The organism is Brevundimonas sp. (assembly GCF_013823285.1).
GTDB lineage: Bacteria > Pseudomonadota > Alphaproteobacteria > Caulobacterales > Caulobacteraceae > Brevundimonas.
The window spans coordinates 1-20,521 of the sequence record NZ_PNLV01000048.1; the positions used below are offsets into that span (position 1 = coordinate 1).

The 20,521-nt window shown below is 68.7% G+C and carries 19 protein-coding genes and 1 tRNA gene; 10 read left to right on the forward strand and 10 right to left on the reverse strand.

What is annotated here, in order from left to right:
• Window positions 1–3: 3 nt before the first annotated feature.
• Together C0461_RS08510 and C0461_RS08515 are read right to left on the reverse strand one after the other, a co-directional pair.
• A complete protein-coding gene (locus C0461_RS08510; RefSeq protein ID WP_292105751.1) occupies window positions 4–1,782 on the reverse strand; it encodes an acyl-CoA dehydrogenase C-terminal domain-containing protein in 1,779 nt (592 codons plus the stop codon).
• 3 nt (window positions 1,783–1,785) lie between these two features.
• The gene (locus C0461_RS08515; protein ID WP_292105753.1) at window positions 1,786–2,277 is read right to left on the reverse strand and encodes a MerR family DNA-binding transcriptional regulator; all 492 of its coding nucleotides are present in this window, start codon (window positions 2,275–2,277) and stop codon (window positions 1,786–1,788) included.
• A gap of 129 nt (window positions 2,278–2,406) precedes the next feature.
• Between C0461_RS08515 and C0461_RS08520 the strand changes: the two genes are divergently transcribed.
• Genes C0461_RS08520 through C0461_RS08530 form a run of 3 tightly spaced genes read left to right on the forward strand, consistent with a single transcriptional unit; the run spans window position 2,407 to window position 4,958 of the window.
• Window positions 2,407–2,796, forward strand: a complete 390-nt coding sequence (locus C0461_RS08520; protein WP_292105755.1) for a hypothetical protein — start codon at window positions 2,407–2,409, stop codon at window positions 2,794–2,796.
• 58 nt (window positions 2,797–2,854) lie between these two features.
• A complete protein-coding gene (gene putP, locus C0461_RS08525; RefSeq protein ID WP_292105757.1) occupies window positions 2,855–4,357 on the forward strand; it encodes a sodium/proline symporter PutP in 1,503 nt (500 codons plus the stop codon).
• A 46-nt stretch (window positions 4,358–4,403) separates the two neighbouring features.
• The gene (locus C0461_RS08530; RefSeq protein WP_292105758.1) at window positions 4,404–4,958 is read left to right on the forward strand and encodes a lipocalin family protein; all 555 of its coding nucleotides are present in this window, start codon (window positions 4,404–4,406) and stop codon (window positions 4,956–4,958) included.
• 3 nt (window positions 4,959–4,961) lie between these two features.
• On the opposite strand, the gene C0461_RS08535 is transcribed toward C0461_RS08530, so the two are convergent.
• A complete protein-coding gene (locus C0461_RS08535; RefSeq protein WP_292105760.1) occupies window positions 4,962–5,723 on the reverse strand; it encodes an ABC transporter permease in 762 nt (253 codons plus the stop codon).
• Window positions 5,720–6,673: an ABC transporter ATP-binding protein gene (locus tag C0461_RS08540; RefSeq protein WP_292105762.1), complete on the reverse strand. Its 954-nt coding sequence runs from the start codon at window positions 6,671–6,673 to the stop codon at window positions 5,720–5,722. The genes C0461_RS08535 and C0461_RS08540 overlap by 4 nt, the downstream gene beginning before the upstream one ends.
• A 115-nt stretch (window positions 6,674–6,788) precedes the next feature.
• On the opposite strand from C0461_RS08540, the gene C0461_RS08545 reads away from it, so the two are divergent.
• Together C0461_RS08545 and C0461_RS08550 are read left to right on the forward strand one after the other, a co-directional pair.
• Entirely contained in the window at window positions 6,789–7,514 is a 726-nt protein-coding gene (locus C0461_RS08545; RefSeq protein WP_292105764.1) for a ribonuclease, read from the forward strand.
• A gap of 97 nt (window positions 7,515–7,611) precedes the next feature.
• Window positions 7,612–8,892 carry a cation:dicarboxylase symporter family transporter gene (locus C0461_RS08550; protein ID WP_292105768.1) on the forward strand — a complete coding sequence of 427 codons (1,281 nt, stop codon included), beginning with the start codon at window positions 7,612–7,614 and terminating at the stop codon, window positions 8,890–8,892.
• Between the two features lie 16 nt (window positions 8,893–8,908).
• Here the strand turns inward: C0461_RS08550 and C0461_RS08555 are convergent, their stop codons facing one another.
• Window positions 8,909–11,041, reverse strand: a complete 2,133-nt coding sequence (locus C0461_RS08555; RefSeq protein ID WP_292105769.1) for a TonB-dependent receptor — start codon at window positions 11,039–11,041, stop codon at window positions 8,909–8,911.
• An 88-nt stretch (window positions 11,042–11,129) separates the two neighbouring features.
• Between C0461_RS08555 and C0461_RS08560 the strand changes: the two genes are divergently transcribed.
• Window positions 11,130–11,915 carry a class I SAM-dependent methyltransferase gene (locus tag C0461_RS08560; protein WP_292105771.1) on the forward strand — a complete coding sequence of 262 codons (786 nt, stop codon included), beginning with the start codon at window positions 11,130–11,132 and terminating at the stop codon, window positions 11,913–11,915.
• 6 nt (window positions 11,916–11,921) lie between these two features.
• Here C0461_RS08560 and C0461_RS08565 read toward each other — a convergent pair whose 3' ends face one another.
• On the reverse strand, window positions 11,922–12,281 hold the full coding sequence (locus tag C0461_RS08565) for a hypothetical protein (protein ID WP_292105772.1): 360 nt from the start codon (window positions 12,279–12,281) through the stop codon (window positions 11,922–11,924).
• Window positions 12,282–12,422: 141 nt separating this feature from the next.
• Window positions 12,423–12,995: a hypothetical protein gene (locus tag C0461_RS08570; protein ID WP_292105773.1), complete on the reverse strand. Its 573-nt coding sequence runs from the start codon at window positions 12,993–12,995 to the stop codon at window positions 12,423–12,425.
• A 302-nt stretch (window positions 12,996–13,297) separates the two neighbouring features.
• Here C0461_RS08570 and C0461_RS08575 point away from each other — a divergent pair, with 302 nt between their 5' ends.
• A complete protein-coding gene (locus C0461_RS08575; protein WP_292105774.1) occupies window positions 13,298–15,085 on the forward strand; it encodes a long-chain-acyl-CoA synthetase in 1,788 nt (595 codons plus the stop codon).
• Window positions 15,086–15,395: 310 nt separating this feature from the next.
• Here C0461_RS08575 and cobT read toward each other — a convergent pair whose 3' ends face one another.
• Together cobT and ppa are read right to left on the reverse strand one after the other, a co-directional pair.
• Entirely contained in the window at window positions 15,396–17,264 is a 1,869-nt protein-coding gene (gene cobT / locus C0461_RS08580) for a cobaltochelatase subunit CobT (RefSeq protein ID WP_292105776.1), read from the reverse strand.
• 39 nt (window positions 17,265–17,303) lie between these two features.
• Window positions 17,304–17,843, reverse strand: coding sequence for an inorganic diphosphatase (ppa, locus tag C0461_RS08585; RefSeq protein ID WP_045319077.1), 540 nt, complete (start codon window positions 17,841–17,843; stop codon window positions 17,304–17,306).
• Between the two features lie 140 nt (window positions 17,844–17,983).
• Between ppa and C0461_RS08590 the strand changes: the two genes are divergently transcribed.
• Window positions 17,984–18,688, forward strand: a complete 705-nt coding sequence (locus C0461_RS08590; protein ID WP_292105780.1) for a DUF599 family protein — start codon at window positions 17,984–17,986, stop codon at window positions 18,686–18,688.
• Between the two features lie 217 nt (window positions 18,689–18,905).
• Here C0461_RS08590 and C0461_RS08595 read toward each other — a convergent pair whose 3' ends face one another.
• Window positions 18,906–19,799, reverse strand: coding sequence for an N-formylglutamate amidohydrolase (locus C0461_RS08595; protein ID WP_292105783.1), 894 nt, complete (start codon window positions 19,797–19,799; stop codon window positions 18,906–18,908).
• An 88-nt stretch (window positions 19,800–19,887) separates the two neighbouring features.
• On the opposite strand from C0461_RS08595, the gene cpdR reads away from it, so the two are divergent.
• Together cpdR and C0461_RS08605 are read left to right on the forward strand one after the other, a co-directional pair.
• The gene (cpdR, locus tag C0461_RS08600; protein ID WP_292105786.1) at window positions 19,888–20,244 is read left to right on the forward strand and encodes a cell cycle two-component system response regulator CpdR; all 357 of its coding nucleotides are present in this window, start codon (window positions 19,888–19,890) and stop codon (window positions 20,242–20,244) included.
• Between the two features lie 202 nt (window positions 20,245–20,446).
• Window positions 20,447–20,521, forward strand: a tRNA-Val gene (locus C0461_RS08605).

Consider the following 20,521-nt stretch of genomic DNA (forward strand, 5'->3'; position numbering starts at 1 on the left):
GCCTCAGAACGCCTCCGCCGGCAGCGCCATCAGCACGTCCGAGCCGGTCTTCAGCTTCTTCAGGTGCGCCTCGGCGTCGGGCAGGATGCGCTCGACGAAGTAGCGGCCCACCGCCAGCTTGTTGGCGTAGAACGGGTCGCTGTCGCCCGCCTTCTTCTGCGCCGCCACGGCCATCTGGGCCCACATGTAGGCCATCGCGGTCAGGCCGAAGATGTGCAGATAGTCAGTGGAGGCCGCGCCCGCGTTGTCCGGGTTCTGCATGCCGTTCTGCATCAGCCACATGGTGGCTTCCTGCAGGTTCTTCTTCGCGTCGGCCAGGCCGTCGATGAAGGGCTTGGTCGCCTCGTCCCCGCCGTTCGCGCCCACGAAGGCGTCGATGTCGGCGAACCAGCTCATGACCGCGCGCCCACCGTTGGCCGGCAGCTTGCGGCCCACCAGATCCAGCGCCTGAACCCCGTTGGTGCCCTCGTAGATCATGGTGATCCGCGCATCGCGCAGGGACTGGGACGCGGTGAAGTGTTCGGTGTAGCCCGAGCCGCCGTGCACCTGCATGGCCAGGCTGGCCACGTGAAAGCCGCGGTCGGTCAGGAACGCCTTCACCACCGGGGTGATCAGGCCCATGTAGTCCTTCGCCTTGGTGGCGACCGCCTCGTCCCCGGACTTCTGCAGGTCGGCCTGCAGCGCGGTCCACAGGATGAAGGCCCGCCCGCCCTCGATATAGGCCTTGGACTCCAGCAGCATGCGCCGCACGTCCGGGTGCACGATGATCGGGTCGGCGGGGCCGTCCGGGTTCTTGGGACCGGTCAGGCTGCGGCCCTGCAGGCGGTCGTTGGCGAACTCAACGGCGGCCTGCATGGCGGCGTCGCCGATGGCCTGACCCTGAAGGCCCGTGCCCAGCCGCGCCTCGTTCATCATCACGAACATGGCCGGCATGCCGCGGTTCTCTTCGCCCACCAGCCAGCCCCTGGCGTTCTCGTACGCCATCACGCAGGTGGCGTTGCCGTGGATGCCCATCTTGTGCTCGAGGCCGGCGCACTGGACGCCCTCGTTGCGCTCGCCCAGCGACCCGTCGTCATTGACGAACACCTTGGGCACCACGAACAGGCTGATGCCCTTGATGCCCGCGGGGGCGTCCTCGATGCGGGCCAGCACCAGGTGGATGATGTTGTCGGTGAAGTCGTGCTCGCCGGACGAGATCCAGATCTTCTGGCCGGTGATGGAATAGCTGCCGTCGCCGTTGGGGACCGCCTTGGTGCGGATCATCCCCAGGTCCGTGCCGCACTGGGGCTCGGTCAGGTTCATGGTGCCGCCCCACTCGCCCGTGGCCAGCTTCGGCAGGTAGCGGTCCTTGATGGCCTCCGAGGCGTTGGCGTGCAGCCCCGCATAGGCGCCCGACGTCAGGCCCGGATACATGCTGAACGCCGGACTGGCCGCGGCCGTCATCTGGCCCACGGCCATGGACACCACCGCCGGCATGCCTTGGCCGCCGTACTGGGTGTGGGCGTGCAGGGCGGGCCAGCCGGCCTCGACCATCTGCTTGTAGGCTTCCTTCCATCCGGGCGGGCCGGTGACGACGCCGTCCTTCCATTCACAGCCGTGCTGGTCGCCCGCGCGGTTGATGGGGGCGATCACCTCCTCGGCGAATTTGGCGCCTTCCTCCAGAATCTGGCCCACCAGATCGGAGGACACATCCTCGAAGCCGGGCTGGTTTTCGTAGCGGTCGATCTCCAGCACCTCGTTGAGGATGAACCGGAAATCGCGGACAGGCGCCTTGTAGGCCATGGGTCAGGCTCTCGCTTTGAAGAATTCTTGATCGTCGTCGTGGTGATGGTTCAGCCGCGCGCGCAGGGCGGATTCATAGTCCTCGGCGCCGGGCAGGAGGTCGGGCCGGTGTTCCGACAGCCGCTTCTCCATGGCCTCGCAGGCCTCTTCGGCCACCTTGATGGCCTCGTCCAGATCTTCCCGCTGGCGCTTCAGCGCCTCCACCTGGGCGCGATGCCGGGGCAGGGCGACCGCCATCTGATGGACGTTGTGATCCTTGCGGTCATACAGGTCGATCATCTCCTGGATCTCGGCCAGGGTGAAGCCGATGCGGCGGCCGCGCAGGATCAGCTTCAGCCGGGCCCGGTCCTTGGCGTCATAGACCCGCGTCTGGCCCCGGCGGGCCGGCGACAGCATGCCCTTGTCCTCGTAGAAGCGCAGGGCGCGCGCCGTGGCTCCGAACTCGCGGCAGAGCTGGCGGATCGAATAGGTGCGGTGATCGTCTGCGGACGCCATGCCCCCTCAATAACTTGACGTGTGCGTAAAGGGAAGCTTTTTCCGTCGCCGCCGCGTTGTCCAAGCCTTAACCGACGCGCGCGATCCTGCGCATGGCGGCCATTGGGCCGTGTTCTCGGGAGGGACGTCATGGCGTCCACGATGACTTCCAGCTATCGGCGCAGCCGCGATCACTTCGAGCCGCAGGACATCAGTCCGGAAGAGCAGCGCCGTCTGCGCGGCCAGCTGGAGCAGATCGACTACGCCGCCTTCATCTCCAACCGCGAGGTGATCGGGCGAACCCTCGGCCAGACCGACATGGCCGCCTTCCAGCGCCTGGCCGTGGCGGCCGCGAACGCGCGGGGCGCCTGGGTCGCGGAAGCGGTGCGCCTGACCGCCTCGGGCCATGCCGTCAGCGCCGAACAGGCGGCCCGGCTGGGCGATATGCGCAAGGTGTTCGAGGAGCTCAGCGAGGCCTACGAAGCCATGCGGCGCATGGTCGAGCGCGGCTATCTGGCCCCGCCCGCGCCCCCGGGCTGAGACGCCGGCGGCCCTGACGGTTTGAAGCATGGCCGTGGGGCTGCTACCCCTCCGGACCATGGAAACCGGCACGCTGATCACCCTCGCCCTGTATTTCGTTCTCATGCTGGGCATCGGGCTTTACGCCTTCAAGCGCTCCACCAGCGACGTGTCCGGCTACATGCTGGGCGGGCGGAAGCTGGGTCCGGCGGTGACCTCCCTGTCGGCGGGCGCCTCGGACATGTCCGGCTGGATGCTGCTGGGCCTGCCAGGCGCCATGTTCGCTTCGGGCCTGTCCGCGTCCTGGATCGCCATCGGCCTGTTCATCGGCGCCTTCGCCAACTACCTGCTCGTGGCCCCGCGCCTGCGCATCTACACAGAGCTGGCCAGTGACGCGATCACCATCCCTGACTATTTCGAGAAGCGGTTCGAGGACCGGTCGCGGCTGCTGCGGATCATCTCCTCGCTGGTGATCGTGATCTTCTTCACCCTGTACACTTCGTCCGGCCTGGTGGCGGGCGGCAAGCTCTTCGACAGCGCCTTCGGGGTCGACTACGCCTGGGGCCTGTGGGTCACCGCGGGCGTGGTGGTGGCCTACACCCTGTTCGGCGGCTTCATGGCCGTCAGCATGACCGACTTCGTCCAGGGCTGCATCATGTTCGTGGCCCTCATTCTGGTGCCCGTCGTGGCCCTGACCGACGTGGGCGGGGTGGGCGGCCTGACCGAGACCGTGCGCGGCGTCGACCCGGCCCTGCTCGGGCTTCTGACCGGGACCAGTCTGATCGGAATCATATCCGCCCTGTCCTGGGGACTGGGCTATTTTGGCCAACCGCACATCATCGTGCGCTTCATGGCCATCCGCTCAGTCAGGGACATACCCGCAGCCCGCAACATCGGCATGACCTGGATGGCCGTGACCATCGTCGGCGCCCTGGCCACCGGCCTGACGGGCCTGGCCTACGTCACCAACAACGGCATCGAGGTCTCGGACCCCGAGACCATCTTCATCATCCTGTCGGACGTGCTGTTCCACCCGCTGGTGACCGGCTTCCTGCTGGCGGCCATCCTGGCGGCGATCATGAGCACCATCTCGTCCCAGTTGCTGGTGTCGTCCAGCTCCCTGACAGAGGACTTCTACGGCGTCTTCTTCCGCCGCAACGCCAGCCAGAGGGAGCTGGTGACCGTGGGCCGTCTGGCGGTGGTGCTGGTGTCGCTGGTGGCCATCTATCTGGCCTATGATCCCACCAGCAACGTCCTGACCCTGGTGTCCAACGCCTGGGCCGGGTTCGGCGCCGCCTTCGGGCCGCTGGTGATTCTCAGCCTGATGTGGCGCCGCGTCACCCGCAACGGCGCCCTGGCCGGCATGATCGTGGGCGCGGCGACGGTGCTGTTCTGGGTGTTCGCGCCGGTCCTGCCGGGCGGCGAGGCCCTGACCACGGTGATCTACGAGATCGTGCCCGGCTTCATCCTGGCGACCCTGGCCACCGTCATCGTCAGCCTGATGGGCCGTCCGCCCGAAAGCGTTGTCGCCACCTTCGATCAGGCCAGGGCCGAACTTCAGGCCGCCCGCTCATCCGACTGAGGCGCGGCTCCGTAGCTGGAAGCGACCCCAGCTTCGGAGCCCGCCCATGCCTGTCTTCCGCCTGATCGCCGCAGCCGCCCTGATCCTGGCCCTGGCCGGATGCGCCAGCCTGAGCGGCGGGGGCTCCGGCCCCGGCCCTGGCGCGCCGCAACCCCTGAAGCCCATCGACGCCGAGCGCTTCTACTCCGGCCGCTGGCTGGAGGTGGGCCGTCTGCCCATGGACATCACCGAGGGCTGCGTGGCCGCCGCCACCGCCTATGGGCTGCGCGACGACGGCAAGGTGGATGTGCGCGACACCTGCCACGTGGACACGCCTGAGGGGCGCGAGCGCGCGATCTCGGGCGTCGGAACCTTCGTAGACCCGGGAGCCAACGCCAAACTGCGCGTCCGCTATCTGTGGCTGATCGTGTGGGAGTACTGGGTGCTGGATCGGGCGGACGACTACAGCTGGTTCATCTCTTCGGACCCGTCCTTCGACAAGCTGTTCATCTACACCCGCGACGTCCCGACCCAGGCGGAACTCGACGCGCTGGTGCGGCGGGCCGGCGAGCTTGGCTACGACACCTCGCGGCTGGAGTTCCCCGAACCTCTGCGCGACTGATCGTCAGCTCTTCAGCCGGTATCCGGTCTTGAAGATCCACGCCACGATGGCCAGGCAGACGGCGAAGAAGGCCAGGGTCGCCGCCAGGCTGACGCCGATGTTCACGTCCGAGGTTCCGAAGAAGCTCCAGCGGAATCCGGAGATCAGATAGACCACCGGATTGAACAGGCTGACGGTGCGCCACACGCCCGGCAGCATGTCGATGGAATAGAACGACCCGCCCAGGAAGGTCAGCGGCGTGATCACCAGCATGGGAATGAACTGGAGCTGCTCGAACCCCTGGGCCCAGATGCCGATGATGAAGCCGAACAGGCTGAAGGTCACCGCAGTCAGCACCAGGAAGGTGATCATGGTCACGGGGTGCAGCACCTCCAGCGGCACGAATAGCCGCGCGGTGGCCAGGATGATGACGCCCAGGATGATCGACTTGGTTGCCGCCGCTCCCACATAGGCGATGACGATCTCGATATAGCTGACCGGCGCCGACAGGATCTCGTAGATGGTGCCGGTGAATTTCGGGAAATAGATGCCGAACGAGGCATTGAAGATCGACTGGGTGAACAGGCTCAGCATCACCAGACCGGGCACGATGAAGGCGCCGTAGGGCACGCCGTTCACCTCGGTCATGGCCGAGCCGATGGCGGCGCCGAACACCACGAAATACAGCGAGGTGGTGATCACGGGGGTGACGATGCTCTGCCACACGGTGCGCAGGGCGCGGGCCATCTCGAACCGGTAGATGGCCCATATTCCATAACCGTTCATCGCGCGGCCTCCTGTTTGGACGCATCGCGCGAACTGTCGTGCACCAGGCCCACGAAGATGTCCTCCAGCGAGCTCTGGCGGGTGTTCAGATCCTTGAAGCCGATGCCCATGTCGCTGAGCTTCCTCAGCAGGCTGGGCACCCCGGTGCGCTCGGCGTTGGCGTCGAAGACGTATTCCAGCTCGGCCCCGTCGGCCTTGAGCGCCAGCGCCCACTCCGAAAGCTCCGGCGGAATGGTCGTCATGGGCTCCTGCAGGTTCAGGGTCAGCTGCTTCTTGCCCAGCTTCTTCATCAGGGCGGTCTTCTCCTCGACCAGGATCAGCTCGCCCCTTGAAATCACGCCCACCCGGTCGGCCATCTCCTCGGCCTCCTCGATGTAATGGGTGGTCAGGATGATGGTCACGCCCTTCTCCCGCAGGCCCCGCACCAGGTTCCACATGTCGCGGCGCAGCTCCACATCGACGCCCGCGGTGGGTTCGTCCAGGAACAGGATTTCGGGCTCGTGGCTCAGGGCCTTGGCGATCATCACCCGGCGCTTCATGCCGCCGGACAGGGTCATGATCTTGGCGTCCTTCTTGTCCCACAGGCTCAGGTCGCGAAGAATCTGTTCGATCATGGCCGGGTTCGGCGCCTTGCCGAACAGGCCCCGGCTGAAGGTCACCGTCGCCAACACCGTCTCAAAGGCGTCGGTATGAAGCTCCTGGGGCACCAGGCCGATCATCGACCGGGCCTTGCGATAGTCCTTGCCGATGTCGAAGCCGCCCGCGCGCACCGTGCCGGTCGTTGCATTGACGATGCCGCAGACGATGCTGATCAGGGTGGTCTTGCCCGCCCCGTTGGGGCCCAGCAGGGCGAAAATCTCGCCCTTGGCGATCTCCAGATCCACACGCTTCAGCGCCTCATGGCCGCCGGCGTAGGTCTTGGTGAGGCCGGATATGGATACGGCGGACATGGATCGGGCCCCTCGACTGCGCAGTCCCGACAAGATGGTCTTCGATCCGTCGATCACAAGGCGCCGCACGCACAAATTGTCGCAGGCGTCACATGCAGCCGCTAGAAGATCCGACATGAAACGCGCCCTCGCCCTGATTCCGCTGCTCCTTCTCGCCGCCGCCTGCCGGTCCCAGCCCGAGGCGCCGCCGTCCGCCGCCCTGACCCCCGCCGCCCAGGCCTGCGCCGTTCCGGACCGCCTGCGCCCCGTTGGGCCGGAGACACCCGACCCGGACGAGATCGTCGCGGACGCCGAGGTCGCCTACTACATGCTGGCCGTGGCCTGGGGGCCCTACTGGCGAGAAGGCAATCGCGACGGACGCGGCTACGCCCTGACGCCCCAGGACCGGGACGTGGGATATTTCCTGCACGGCCTGTGGCCCAACGCGGCCGAGGGCGATCATCCGCGCTACTGTTCCGTCACCCCCGCCCGCGCCATGACCGAGGTCGAGGTGCGCGAGCATTTCTGCATGATGCCGTCGGAGGCCCTGCTCCAGCACGAATGGGCCGCCCACGGGACCTGCGGCTGGGACGACCCGGACGCCTATTTCGACCAGTCGGCCGAACTATGGAACGCCCTGACCCTGCCCGCGCCGCCGACGCGCACGACGGCCGGAGCGCTCCGTGACGCCTGGGTCCAGGCCAATCCCCATCTGCGCCGCAACGGCGTCTATCTGGCGACCACCGACGACGGGCGCCTGCGCGAGGTGCGCCTGTGCTACGATCTGGACTACGCGCCCAGCGCCTGCCCGCGCGGTCTGGGTGCGCCGGACCACGCCGCCCTGACCGTCCAGCCTCGCTGAGCCTGCAGCCCCTCTCCCAGCGGCTGACAGCGCGGCTGGATTCGACGCGGAGCGAAAATCAGCTAAGGCTCGCGGCCCTCATCATGCGGAGCCACCCATGACCGCCGTCCTACGTTCCCTCAGCGCCCGCGTCCTGATCGCCCTGATCATCGGCCTGGGCATCGGGGCCGTCGTTCAGGGCTCGGACAGGGTCATCAGTCCCGGCGTGGTGGCCGGGATCGAGGCGGTCGGCGGCCTGTGGCTGAACACCCTGCAGATGACCGTCATCCCGCTGGTCTTTTCGCTGGTGGTCGTCGGCATCGCGGCGGCCTCGGACGCGGCGGCGACGGGCCGGCTCGCGGCGCGGGCGGTGGCGCTGTTCGTCGGGCTGGTTGCGGCGGCGGCGGCCCTGACCCTGCTGATCATTCCGCTGGTGCTGGCCCTGTGGCCGGTGGCGCCCCAGGCGGCCCAGGCCCTCATCACCGGCGCCGGGGGCGCCTCGGCGGAGGGGCTGGCGGCGGCGGCCGAGGGCGGCGGCTTCGCCCAGTGGCTGAAGTCGCTGGCGCCCGCCAATCCCGTGCGTGCGGCGGCCGAGAATGCGGTCCTGCCTCTGGTGATGTTCGCCGCCTTCTTCGGCTTCGCCGCCACCCGTCTGCCGGCCGATCAGCGCGCCTTGATCGTCAATGTGTTCGAGGCCGTGGCCCAGATCATGATCATCATCGTGCGCTGGGTGCTGCTGGCCGCGCCCATCGGGGTCTTCGCCCTGGCCCTGGTGCTGGGTCTGCGCAGCGGCTTCGGCTCGGCCCCGGCCCTGATCCACTACATCGTGCTGGTGTCCGGCGCCTGCATCGTCACCGTCCTGGCCAGCTATCCGCTGGCCGCGTTGGGAGGCGGGGTTCCGATCGCCCGCTTCGCCCGCGCCCTCGTGCCCGTTCAGGCGGTGGCCTTCTCGACCCAGTCGTCCCTGGGGACACTGCCGGTGATGGTGGAGCGGGCCCAGGACTTCCTGGGCATCCCCGAGCGCGTGGCCGGCCTGGTCCTGCCGCTGTCGGTGGCCATCTTCCGCATCACCAGCCCGGTGGCCAATCTGTCCGTGGCCCTGTTCATCGCCCATGTGTTCGGGCTGGAGCCCACATTTGGCCAGATGGCGGCGGCGGGCGTGGTGGCCCTGGCGGTCAGCATCGGCACCGTGGGCCTGCCCGGCCAGGTCTCCTTCTTCACCTCCATGGCGCCCATCTGCCTGGCGCTGGGCGTGCCGCTGGAGCTGCTGCCCCTGCTGCTGGCGGTGGAGGTTATTCCTGACATCTTCCGCACCATCGGCAATGTCAGCGCCGACATGGCCGTCACCGTCGTGCTGGACGACAGCGAGCCGGAAGAGGGGGCGACCGGGGCGGCCTGAACCGCCCCGGCCGGGGTCAGAAGTTCATCCGCACGCCGAACACCAGGTTGCGGCCGCGCAGAGGCGCCGCATCCTTGATGAAGGAGGTGTGGTTCAGGGCCAGTTCGTCCAGCAGGTTGGTGCCGCGCACATAGACCTGGACCCCGTCGCCGGCCGCGCGCAGGTCGTAGGCCAGGGTGGCGTTCAGCATGTCGTAGCCGGGGGTCTCGGTCTCGAAGTCGGCGATGCGGTCCTGCTCGAACACCCGGTAGTATTCCAGGTTGCCGGTGAACTGGTTCCAGCCGCCGTCGACGCGGGCGCCCAGGCGGGCCGCCGGGATGCGCGGCAGGTTGCCGCCGCCGTCCACCTCGGCCCGCACATAGTCTCCGAACACCGTGGCCGAGACATTGGGCGTGAAGCGGTGGCGCACCTCGCCGTCGATGCCGGTGAAGGTGGCGTCCGCCTGGGTGTAGCGGATCAGGCGGAAGTCTTCGACCTGGTCCAGGGTCTCGGCATAGATGTAATCGTCGAAATCGTGATGGAAGGCGCCGATGGTGAAGGTGGTCGGGCCGGTGGTCTTGCGGAAGGTCAGCTCCAGGGTGTTGGCCGTCTCCACGTCCAGGTCGGCCTGACCCAGTTCGAAGGTGCTGGTGGCCACGTGCACGCCCCGGGCGTAGAGCTCCTGGACATTGGGGGCCCGCTGCGAGCGCGAGGCGGTCAGGGCCACCGACCAGCCCGGCATGGGCGACCAGGCGGCCGAGCCGGACACGGACAGCGGATCATGGTCGCGGTCCGGACGGCCCACCGCCTCGGTCTCCTGCCACTCCTGACGCACGGCGCCCTCGAAGCGCCAGTCGTTCCACTGGAACTGCTCCAGCACAAACAGGGCGTTGGTGCGGGTGATGCTCTCGGGCACGAAGCCTTCCTCACCCACGGCCGCGAAATCGCTGCGCGCGGTCTGGAAGCCGACCACGCCGCGCAGGCCGCCGATGGGGGCGTGCTCCACCTCGATCCTGGCGTCATGGCCCTCGTTGGTGAAGCGGGTGCCCACCTCGCCGCCCTCGATCTCCTCGTGGGCGTAGTCGGTCAGGCCGCCGCGGAAGCGGATGCGCTCGACGCCCGCGAAGGGATCACGCAGCTCGCCGCGCACATCGACCCGGCGGTTCTGCAGATCCACCCAGGGGGCCGCCTCGTCGTGATCATGCTCGTGATCATGGTCGTCGTCGTCGTGGTCATGGCCGCCGCAGTGCAGGGACGTGCCGTGCGGGTGGCAGTCCTCGTACTCGTGTGCGTGGCCCGGCAGGCCGTAGCGGCTGTTCTGCTCCGTCACGGCCACGCCGAAATAGCCGCGCGCGCCGATCCATGAGGCGCCCACGGTCAGGGTGCGGGTGTCGTTGAAGGTGCCCTCGACCCGGGTGACGGGGCCGTCGTCATGGTCGTCGTGGTCGTCATGATCATCGTCATCATGGTCGTCGTCGTGATCATCGTGATCATCATGATGCGCGCGCAGATAGGAGGGGATGTCGTAGTCGTCGCTGGTGCGGTCGAGCGCCTCCAGGCGGATGGCGAAATTGCCGGCGCCGGCGGTCAGGCCCACCACCCCGGTGCGCTCGCCGTCGGCCGTGCCGCCGCGGAACTCGATGGCCCCGTCCACGCCGCCAGCGGGGATTTCGGTGGGAATCTTGCGGTCCAGCAGGTTCACCGCCCCGCCGATGGCGCCGCCGCCGTACAGCAGGGCGCTGGGGCCGCGCAGGATCTCGATGCCGTCCAGCAGCAGGGGCTCGCCCACCACCGCGTGGTCCGGCGACACGGCCGAGGCGTCCATCAGTTCGGAGCCGTCGGTCAGAACCTTCACCCGGGGGGAGGTCTGGCCCCGGATCACCGGGCGGCTGGCTCCCGCGCCGAAGGTGTCGGAGTTGACGCCGGGAATGCCCTGCAGCGTCTCGCCAAGGGTCGCCTGACGCCGGCGCACCAGTTCATCGCCCGTCAGGACCGCAACATTGCTGATGACCTCGTCGCCGCGCTGATCCAGCGGCAGGGCCCGGACCACGACGCCGTCCAGATCGGTCACCGGCGGCGCGCTGGAGGTCGTCAGGGTGTCGGCGAAGGCCGGAGCCGCGATCAGAAGGGACAGGCCGGTGGCGGCCAGTAGGGTCGTGCGAAGACGCATCGGGAACTCCGGGAAGGCGCGAGAAAAACGTGGCCGCTTTGCTATGTTATAATATACCACAGCGCAACCCTCTCCGGAGCCTTTTCAGATGCCGCGAAACCCTGTCCCCGAGCCCTCGGCCGCCAGCACCCTGTTCGCCCATGTGGCGCGGCTGCAGGGCGACCGCCGCTGGGGTTCGGTGCTGGACGCGGGCACGGGGGTGAACTCCATGCGCTGGGTGCTGGGCCTGGAGACGGACCGCTGGACGGCGGTGACGGGCTCGGCCGACCACGGCGCCCAGGTGCGCGACGCCCTGGAGGGGCGGGACCGGCCGCAGGACCGGCTGCTGCTCGGCAACTGGCTGGACGGCGAGATTCTGAAGGGCGAGGTGTTCGACACGGTGCTGGCCGACTATCTGCTGGGCGCCGTGGAGGGCTTTGCCCCCTATTTCCAGCAGGACCTGTTCCGCCGCCTGCGGCCCCATGTGGGCGGGCGGCTGTATGTGATCGGGCTGGATCCCTATGTGCTGGGCCGGCCGGCCACCCCCGCCGAGGCCATGGCCCGCGAGATCGGCCGCCTGCGCGACGTCTGCCTGCTGCTGGCCGGCGAGACGCCCTATCGCGAGTACCCGGCGGAATGGGCGGTGACGCGGCTGGAGGCGGACGGCTACCGGGTGCTGTCAGCCCGGCGGTTCCCCAACCGCTACAAGGCCCGCTGGATCAACAGCCAGCTGGACATGGCCGCCCGGCGGACCGCGAAAATCCGGGACCGGGCCCTCGCCGGGGCGCTGCACGGCCGCATCAGGGCGCTCCGCGAAGAGGCGTTGGAGCTGGCGCGGGCGCAGAACGGCCTGCGCGCCGGCGCCGACTGGGTCATCGCCGCCGAACCGGTCTGATCCGGATCAGCGCCCGCGCACGATCTCGATGACGATGCGGTCGCCCGTGGCCGAGCGGGCGTTCCAGCGGGTGCCCACATCGCCCTCGACCAGGGGCGTGCAGAAGGGGACGGGAATGGGGATAGGCCGCCGCTGGGTGAAGCAGAGCTCGTCGCCGCGCATGCGCCAGACCCCGCTGGAGGCGCGGCGGCCATGGCCGCGATAACGGCCGTCCCGGTCCAGCCACATGCGCGAGACCCTGCCGTCGCTGCCGGTGATCTGCAGCGTGTGGCGGAACGCCGGCTCCAGCCGCGTCATCCCGGGGTCATCAACGGCGCCGCCCGCCAGGGCCGCCCCAAGAACCAGAATTGCGCCCAGACCCGCCAAGATCGCTCTCCATCCGCACGTCGGTGAATGACGGCGCGGAATGAACCACAAGGCGGCCAGGGTTGGAACAGTGATCGCCTGACGGATGCGAAAAACCCCCCGGCGGTTATTCGCCGGGGGGCTTCAGGCCGGTCGTCCGGATCAGTTTGGCTCGACCACGATCAGGGGCGCGGGGGCCTCTGTGGCGGGAGGGGTCGCGACGGCGCCTTCGGCGGCTACGACCGCCTCATAGGGCCGGGGTCCGGCCGGGGCCGGGGCCTCCGCCTGGACCGCCGGTTCAGCCTCACGGGCCGGCGCCGGTGCGGCGGTGCGCGGCGCCGGGGTGACGGCGGGCGCCGGCTCGGCCGGGATCGGCGCGGAGACGGGCGCAGCCGCGGCCGTCACGGCTTCTGCGGCCGGACCATCAAGGGCCAGCGCTGTGCCGGACCCTTCGCCCTCGATCAGGGGGGCGTTCCCGGACGCGGCCGGCGCGCTGATCAGGGCCGCGTTTTCCGTCGGGGCGGCGGTTTCCCCGCCGGGGCTCATCAGGGCCCAGGCGCCGATGGCGGCCACGGTCAGGGCGCCCACGGGGGCCAGGATCATCCAGGACCGCACCTTGCCCCTGCGCACCGGGCCGCGCGCATAGACGGGGGTGGAGGCGGCCTCGCGGGCGATCATCTCCGGCACGGTGGGCTGGGGCTCGGGGCGGGTGGTGTTGGGGTAGGTGAGAGACATCGGTGTTCTCCTGCACAGTTGAGCGGGATGAACCGGCCTCCGACATCACGGTTCCGTGAGCGGCGGGAAAGCCCCGAAGAAACACTGTTGCCGCCGCAATCGCGCCGGAAGCCGCCGGGAATCCGCCCGAATGGTCACGCTTTCTGGCCGAAACCTGTCGGCCGGCGCCTTGATCAGAAAGTCACGCCCGCCCGGGATCGGACGGTGGAATTCGCCCATCGGTTGACCGGGCGTTCAGCCTTGTTCATCACCATGGAGAGGTCGGAACGGAATCACTGGAGGCGTGGGGAACGATGGGCTTGATGGCGAATATCCGCCGCGATCTGCGTTTCATCGGGGGCCTGCGCCGCCTGCTCAAGCGCATCAAGCCGATCCAGCTGGACAGCCCCGACCTGGTTTGTGACGACTGGGAGGAGTTGGTTGACCGCTTCCCCGACCACGTCGCCATCACCGACGAGCGGCGCACCCTCACCTATCGCGAGCTGGACGCCCTGGCCAATCGCTACGCCCACTGGGCGCGGGGCCGCAATCTCCGGCGCGGCGACGCCGTGGCCCTGATGATGATGAACCGGGCCGATTACGTCGCCGCCTGGATGGGCCTCTCCAAGATCGGGGTCGCCGCCGCCCTGATCAACACCAACCTGTCCGGCCAGCCCCTTGCCCACTGTCTGAACATCGTCGGCGCCTCCCAGGTCCTCGCCGATGACGAGACATGGCCGCAGGTGGAGACCGCCCGCCCCTATGCGGAAAAGACCATTATGCTGTGGGTGCTGGGGCTGAAGGCCGAGGAAGAGGCCAGCGAGCGCCGCGGCCTGGACGCCGGGGTCCGCGGAACCTCGGGCGTGCGGCCCGACCGTTCCCTGCGCGCGGGCCTGACCAACCGCGACACTGCGCTCTACATCTACACCTCCGGCACCACCGGCCTGCCCAAGGCCGCGCGCATCCCCCATTCGCGGGCCCGCACCTACATGCGCGCCTTCGCCGGCGCCACGGCCTCCACGGACAAGGACCGGCTGTACTGCGTGCTGCCGCTCTACCACTCCACCGGCGGCCTGGTGGGCATCGGGTCGGTGCTGCTGAATGGCGGCTCGGTGATCCTGCGCAAGAAGTTCTCGGCCACCGGGTTCTGGCCCGATGTGGTCGAAAGCGGCGCCACCACCTTCGTCTACATCGGCGAGCTGTGCCGCTATCTGGTCAACTGCCCGCCCAACGAGATGGAGCAGGCCCACAAGCTCCGGCTCGCCTTCGGCAACGGCCTGCGGCCCGATGTCTGGCCCGAGTTCAAGGGCCGCTTCGCCATCCCCCAGATCCTGGAGTTCTACGGCTCCACCGAGGGCAATGTCTCGCTGTTCAACTTCGATGGACGGCCCGGCGCCATCGGCCGGGTGCCGGGCTATCTGCGCAGCCAGCTCAACATCCGCCTGATCCAGTATGACGTGGAGGCGGATGAACCCGCACGCGGTCCCAACGGCCGCTGCATCGAGTGCAGGCCCGGCGAGATCGGCGAGGCCATCGGCCAGATCAAGGCCGACATCCGCCACGACTTCTCGGGCTACGCCGACAAGGCCGCCTCGAAAAAGAAAATCCTGCAGGACGTGTTCGCGACGGGCGACGCCTGGTTCCGCACCGGCGACCTGATGAAGCAGGACTCCGACGGCTATTTCTACTTCATCGACCGCATCGGCGACACCTACCGCTGGAAGGGCGAGAACGTCTCGACCTCCGAGGTCGAGCAGCGTCTGGCCGAGGCGCCCGGGGTCAAGGAAGTGATCGCCTATGGCGTCGAGGTGCCCGGCCACGACGGCCGCGCGGGCATGATCACCGTGGTCCCGGACGGGCGCTTCGGCGTCAAGAAATTCGCCGCCTTCGTCAACGAGGAGCTGCCGCACTTCGCCCGGCCGGTGTTCGTGCGGGTGGCCCGCGAGCTGGAGACCACCGGCACCTTCAAATACCGCAAGGTGGATCTGGTGAAGGACGGCTTCGACCCGGCCATGGAGGACGACGTCCATGTGCGCGACGAAAAGGGCGCCTACACCCGCCTCAAGCCCGAGACCTACGCCCTCATCATGAAGGGCGAGGCGCGGCTCTGACGAACGCCCCGATCGGGGCCGGGCGCGCCTGGACCACCTGATTTCGGCGGTCAGCCTGTGTGCTTACAGGCGCTTGTCGGTTTCATCCGGCTTTTTCATCCCCCTGCTTTCCGGGCGCCCCATACTGCCAATCCGGGTCCGGCGCCGTGACGTCCCGCCCCGGCGGAATTCAGACAGTCTGAATTTCCGGGCGCCCGGAAGCGGGGAGGGAAACATTACATAAAACAACAGCCTCACGCGGCGCTGCCCCGCCGGTTTCAGACTATTCGGACAATTCGGACTGTTTTTTTTCCGGGGACAGAGTCCGAAATCAGGCCGCGCGGCGACGGCGCTGCGGGGCCGGGCGGGCCTCGGCCTCGAACAGTTCGGCCAGCTTCTCGGTCATGGCCCCGCCCAGCTGCTCCACGTCGGTGATGGTCAGGGCCTTGCGGTACCAGCGGGTCACGTCGTGGCCGATGCCGATGGCCAGAAGCTCCACCGGCGAGCGCTCCTCGATCCAGCCGATCACCCCGCGCAGGTGCTTGTCCAGATACAGGGACGCATTGGCCGACTGGGTGGAGTCGTCCACCGGGCTGCCGTCCGAGATGACCATCAGGATGCGCCGCGACTCGCCGCGCGCCAGCAGACGGTCGTGGGCCCACAGCAGGGCCTCGCCGTCGATGTTCTCCTTCAGCAGGCCCTCGCGCATCATCAGGCCCAGGTTCTTCTTGGACCGGCGCCAGGGCGCGTCGGCGGCCTTGTAGATGATGTGGCGCAGGTCGTTCAGGCGGCCCGGCTCGGGCGGCTTGCCCGCGCTGATCCACGCCTCGCGCGACTGGCCGCCCTTCCAGGCGCGGGTGGTGAAGCCCAGCACCTCAACCTTGACGCCGCACCGCTCAAGGGTGCGCGCCAGGATGTCGGCGCACACCGCCGCCACCATGATCGGCCGCCCGCGCATGGAGCCGGAGTTGTCCAGCAACAGGGTCACCACCGTGTCGCGGAAGGGGCTCTCGCTCTCCTCCTTGAAGCTGAGCGGGGCGGTGGGGTCGGTGATCACCCGGGTCAGGCGGGCGGTGTCCAGCACGCCCTCCTCCAGGTCGAACATCCACGACCGGTTCTGCTGGGCCAGCAGGCGGCGCTGCAGCCGGTTGGCCAGCCGCGCCACGATGCTGGACAGCTGCACCAGCTGCTGGTCCAGCAACGACCGCAGCCGCGCCAGCTCATTGGGATCGCAAAGCTCTTCGGCCCCGATGGTCTCGTCGAAGGCGGTGGTGAAGGCGCGGTAGCCGTCCGTGGGCCGTCCGTCATCGGCGTTGGCCCGGCGCTGGGGCTGGTCGCCCTCGGACAGCTCGGGGTCGCCGTCGCCGGGCTCGGCCTCGCCGTCCGGGCGCCCGTCCTCGGGCCGGGTCTCGCGCTCCTCCTCCGCGCCCGCGTCGTCGGCGGAGCCCTCCATGGACTGGCCGCCCTCGCCGCCGGCCTCGTCCTCGTCCTGATCGTCCGCGGCGTCCGGCTCCTGCGGATCGGGCGCTTCCTCGCCCGGGTCGTCCGAGGCGTCCTCGCCGCGTCCGTCGCCGGGGTCCAGATCCAGCGCCCGCAGCACGTCCTTCAGGGCCGTCCCGAACGCGGCCTGGTCGCTCGCCAGCGCCGTCAGCGCATCCAGTTGCCCGCCCGCCCGCGCCTCAAGGTCCGCGCGCACCAGATCCACCATGGGCTTCAGCCCGTCCGGCGCGGGCTCGCCTGTCAGCCGCTCGCGCACCAGCAGGCCGACGGCCTCGGCCACGGGCACCCGCTGGGCCTCGGTCGCCGCAGCCGCGCCCATGCGGTGCAGGCGCGACACCAGGGCCGCGTTCATGTTCTCGCGCACGCCCTTCAGCGACGTGGAGCCCACCGCCTCGATGCGGGTCTGCTCCACTGCGTCGAACACCTCGGCGGCCGAGGCGTCGGCGGGACGCAGCCGGGCGTTCAGCCCCTCGTCGTGGTTGGCCAGCCGCAGCGCCATGCGGTCCGCCTGCCCCCGAAGCACCTGGGCCTCGGGACCGGCCGGATCACGCGGCGGCGTGGGCAGGGTCAGGGTCTGGCCGACCACCTTTGGCCCGTCGGTCCCGAAGGCGACCTCAAGGTCCGGCTGTTCCGCCAGCGCCCGCGCGGCGTGCGCGATCGCGCGCTTGAAGATCTCGGTCGGACTGTCGGAAACGGCCATGCCCGACACATAGAGCAATGGGCGGAAGGGGGAAGGGGCTTAGCCTTCCTGCTTCGCCTTGTGCGCGTCCATGCCCTGACGGATCAGCTCGGCCGCCTCGGACGCGTCGGCCCAGCGGTGAACCTTGACCGTCTTGCCCTTCTCCAGATCCTTGTAGCGGGTGAAGAAGTGCTCGATCTGCTCAATCAGGATGGCCGGCAGCTGGCGATAGCTGGCCACGTCCGAATAGAACGGGTTCAGCTTGTCCACCGGCACGGCCAGGATCTTCTCGTCGCCGCCGGCCTCGTCGGTCATCATCAGGGCGCCGATGGGCCGGGCGCGGATGACGCAGCCGGGCACCACCGGGGTCGGGTTGATCACCAGCACGTCGCAGGGGTCCCCGTCGTCCGACAGGGTGTGGGGCACGAAGCCGTAGTTGCCGGGATAGTACATGGCGGTGTGCAGGAAGCGGTCCACGAACAGGGCGCCGGAGGCCTTGTCCATTTCATACTTCACCGGCAGGCCGCCCTGCGGAATCTCGATGACGACGTTGATGTCCCAGGGCGGGTTGGGTCCGACGGGAACGGCGTCCAGCTTCATGACGGTCTCTTTTCGTGTGCTTCAGGCGAAACTCGGGGAGGGCGGCGTGATAAGCCCGGCCCGTCCGCGCCGCAAGCGCCCTTGCACAATATGGGCGTTGCATCGCAGCATGGGGCTCGCCGCGTGAAGAGGATCCGGCCATGACACCCTGGGACTGGGGCGCGCTCGCGCTCTTCTTCGTCTGCTGGCTGGGCTACGGCCCGCTGCTGCAGCTGCTAGCCGGCAAGGGCGGTGTTCTCAACGACGACATGCTGTCTGTCCGACAGGGCTGGATGAACCAGATGGCGGTACGCGAGTTGCGCCTGGTGGACAGCCAGTTGATGGGCCATTCCATCAACTCCGCCTCCTTCTTCGCCTCGGCCAATCTACTGCTGATCGCGGCGGTGGCGGGGGTGCTGTTCGGCGGCGAGACGGCGCTGAGAGGCGTTGCGGCTGTCGGCTCCGACATCGGCGGGGCGGAAGCCGCCTCGCTGGAGTTGCTCGAGGGCAAGCTCGGCCTGATCACCCTGTGCCTGGCGCGGGGTCTGCTGGATTTCATCTGGTCGATCCGCCAGATGAACTACACCCTCGCCCTCATCGGCGCCACGCCGGAGGGCGAGACCGCGATGGACCGCACCGCCTACGCCAGGGCGGCCGGATCGTTGTTGAACCCCGCCATGGTGGCCTTCAACAGCGGCGTCCGCGCCTACTACTTCGCCCTCGCCGCCACGGCGTGGCTGTTCGGCCCGCTATGGCTTGCGCTTGGGGTGGCGGCCGCCTTCAGCCTGCTGCTCTGGCGCCAGAAGGGCTCCCCCGCCGCCCGCGCCATCCGCAAGGCCCGCGTCATGCTGGAGGAGGATCGCTGATTTCGCACCCGCGAGATAGGTGACGCTTGATCACCATTTTGTGGAAGCGGCCTCTGTTACGGCATGTGATCGCAAGTGCGAAAAGCGCCCTTGACGGATTGTGCATCGCAACGTAGCTTGATTTTCGACGCTTTCGAGCGTCTTGCCCTTCCTGGGCGTTTCCTCCCTATAGACTTTCAAACCGCGCCCCCGGGCGCGGTTTTTTTTGCCCGGAATCCTATTCCGCCGCCTGGGCGTGGGGGCGCAGCCCCGACCAGTCGTGTGCCGCCAGCGCGGCCGTGACCCGCCGAACGACCTTTTGCGTCATGGCGAAATGGGGCCCCGGAGTGAGGGCTTCTTCGTTCAGATAAAGCCCCCGGTTCAGTTCCACTTGCACCGCATGCAGGGCCTCGGCCGGCCGCCCCCAGACCTGTGTGGACCAGCCTCCCGCATAGGGCCGGTTCAGCGCCACGCGCCAGCCGGCCCGCTCGAACCGGGCGCGCAGCAGCCGTGTCACTTCAGGTGAACAGGACGAGCCGTGCCGGTCGCCCAGCACCACGTCCGGCCCTCGCACCCCCGCCGGGCGCCCCACCGCCCGTGAGGGCATGGAGTGCCAGTCCACCAGAATGGCGTATCCGAACCGATCCCGCGCCCTGTGCATCAGGTGCTCCAGCGCCTCGTGATAGGGCCGGTGCGCCGCCGCCAGCCGCGCCAGGGCGTCATCATGGGTCAGGGCGTGGTCGCGGATCGTCTGGCCGTCGCCGGTCAGGCGCGGGATGACGCCGAACCCGGCCGCCACACGCGGTGACGCCACGCCGGCGCCCTCGACCACCTGCGGGTCCAGCTCCTCAGGATCGCGGTTCAGGTCCACATAGGCGCGGCCCAGTCGGGCGGCGATCATGGGCACGCCCAGGTCCGGACGGGGCGCGACCAGCCGGTTGACCAGAACGTCTTCGGCGCTGCGTAGAGAGAGGTTCGCAAGATCGGCGCGCGCCCCCAAATCCTCCGGATACACACTACCCGAATGGGGCGAGGCGAACACCAGCGGCGACACGACCGGCCGCGCCGCATCCAGCGCGTCATGGGGGTCGAGGGTGAACACGGGCGTCGCCATGGCCAAGCCATAGCCCATTTCACGCGCCTGTGGATGATCCGACCGCCTTCATCGGCGGTTTACCGTCCCCGTTCTAGTTTCGCTCGAGAACAACGGGGCGGCATCCATGGCGCGAATCCTTCTTGCGGAAGACGACGGCTCCCTGCGCGGGTTCCTGACCCGCGCGCTCGAACGCGCGGGGCACGAGGTCACGGCGTGCGAGAACGGCGACGATGCCGTGGACGCGCTGGAGGACGGGCCCTGGGATCTGCTGCTCACCGACATCGTCATGCCCGGCGCCGACGGCATCGAGGTGGCGCGCATCGCCGCCCACCGCCAGCCGGGCTTGCGGATCATGTTCATCACCGGCTTCGCTGCCGTCGCCCTGACCGCCGCCCAGTCAACGCCCCAGGCCAAGGTACTGTCCAAGCCTGTTCACCTGCGCGATCTGGTCGCCGAGGTGGAGCGTATGGTCGCGGCATGATCCTGGCCCTCTGCTCGCGACGCGGTCGCTCGCGGGTGTGAGGGCGGAAGGCCGGCTCTGCCGCTCGCGGCGGAGCGTTTCGCGGCTTGAAGGCGCGGAGCCCCGACCGGCAACCATGCGACAACCCCCTTGCAGGGGCGAAGGCGACCGGGCTATAGACCACGCCTTCCCGTCCCCGGACGCGTTCCGGGGCCGTCACGGCGGACGCGTAGCTCAGCGGGAGAGCACCTCGTTGACATCGAGGGGGTCACAGGTTCAATCCCTGTCGCGTCCACCA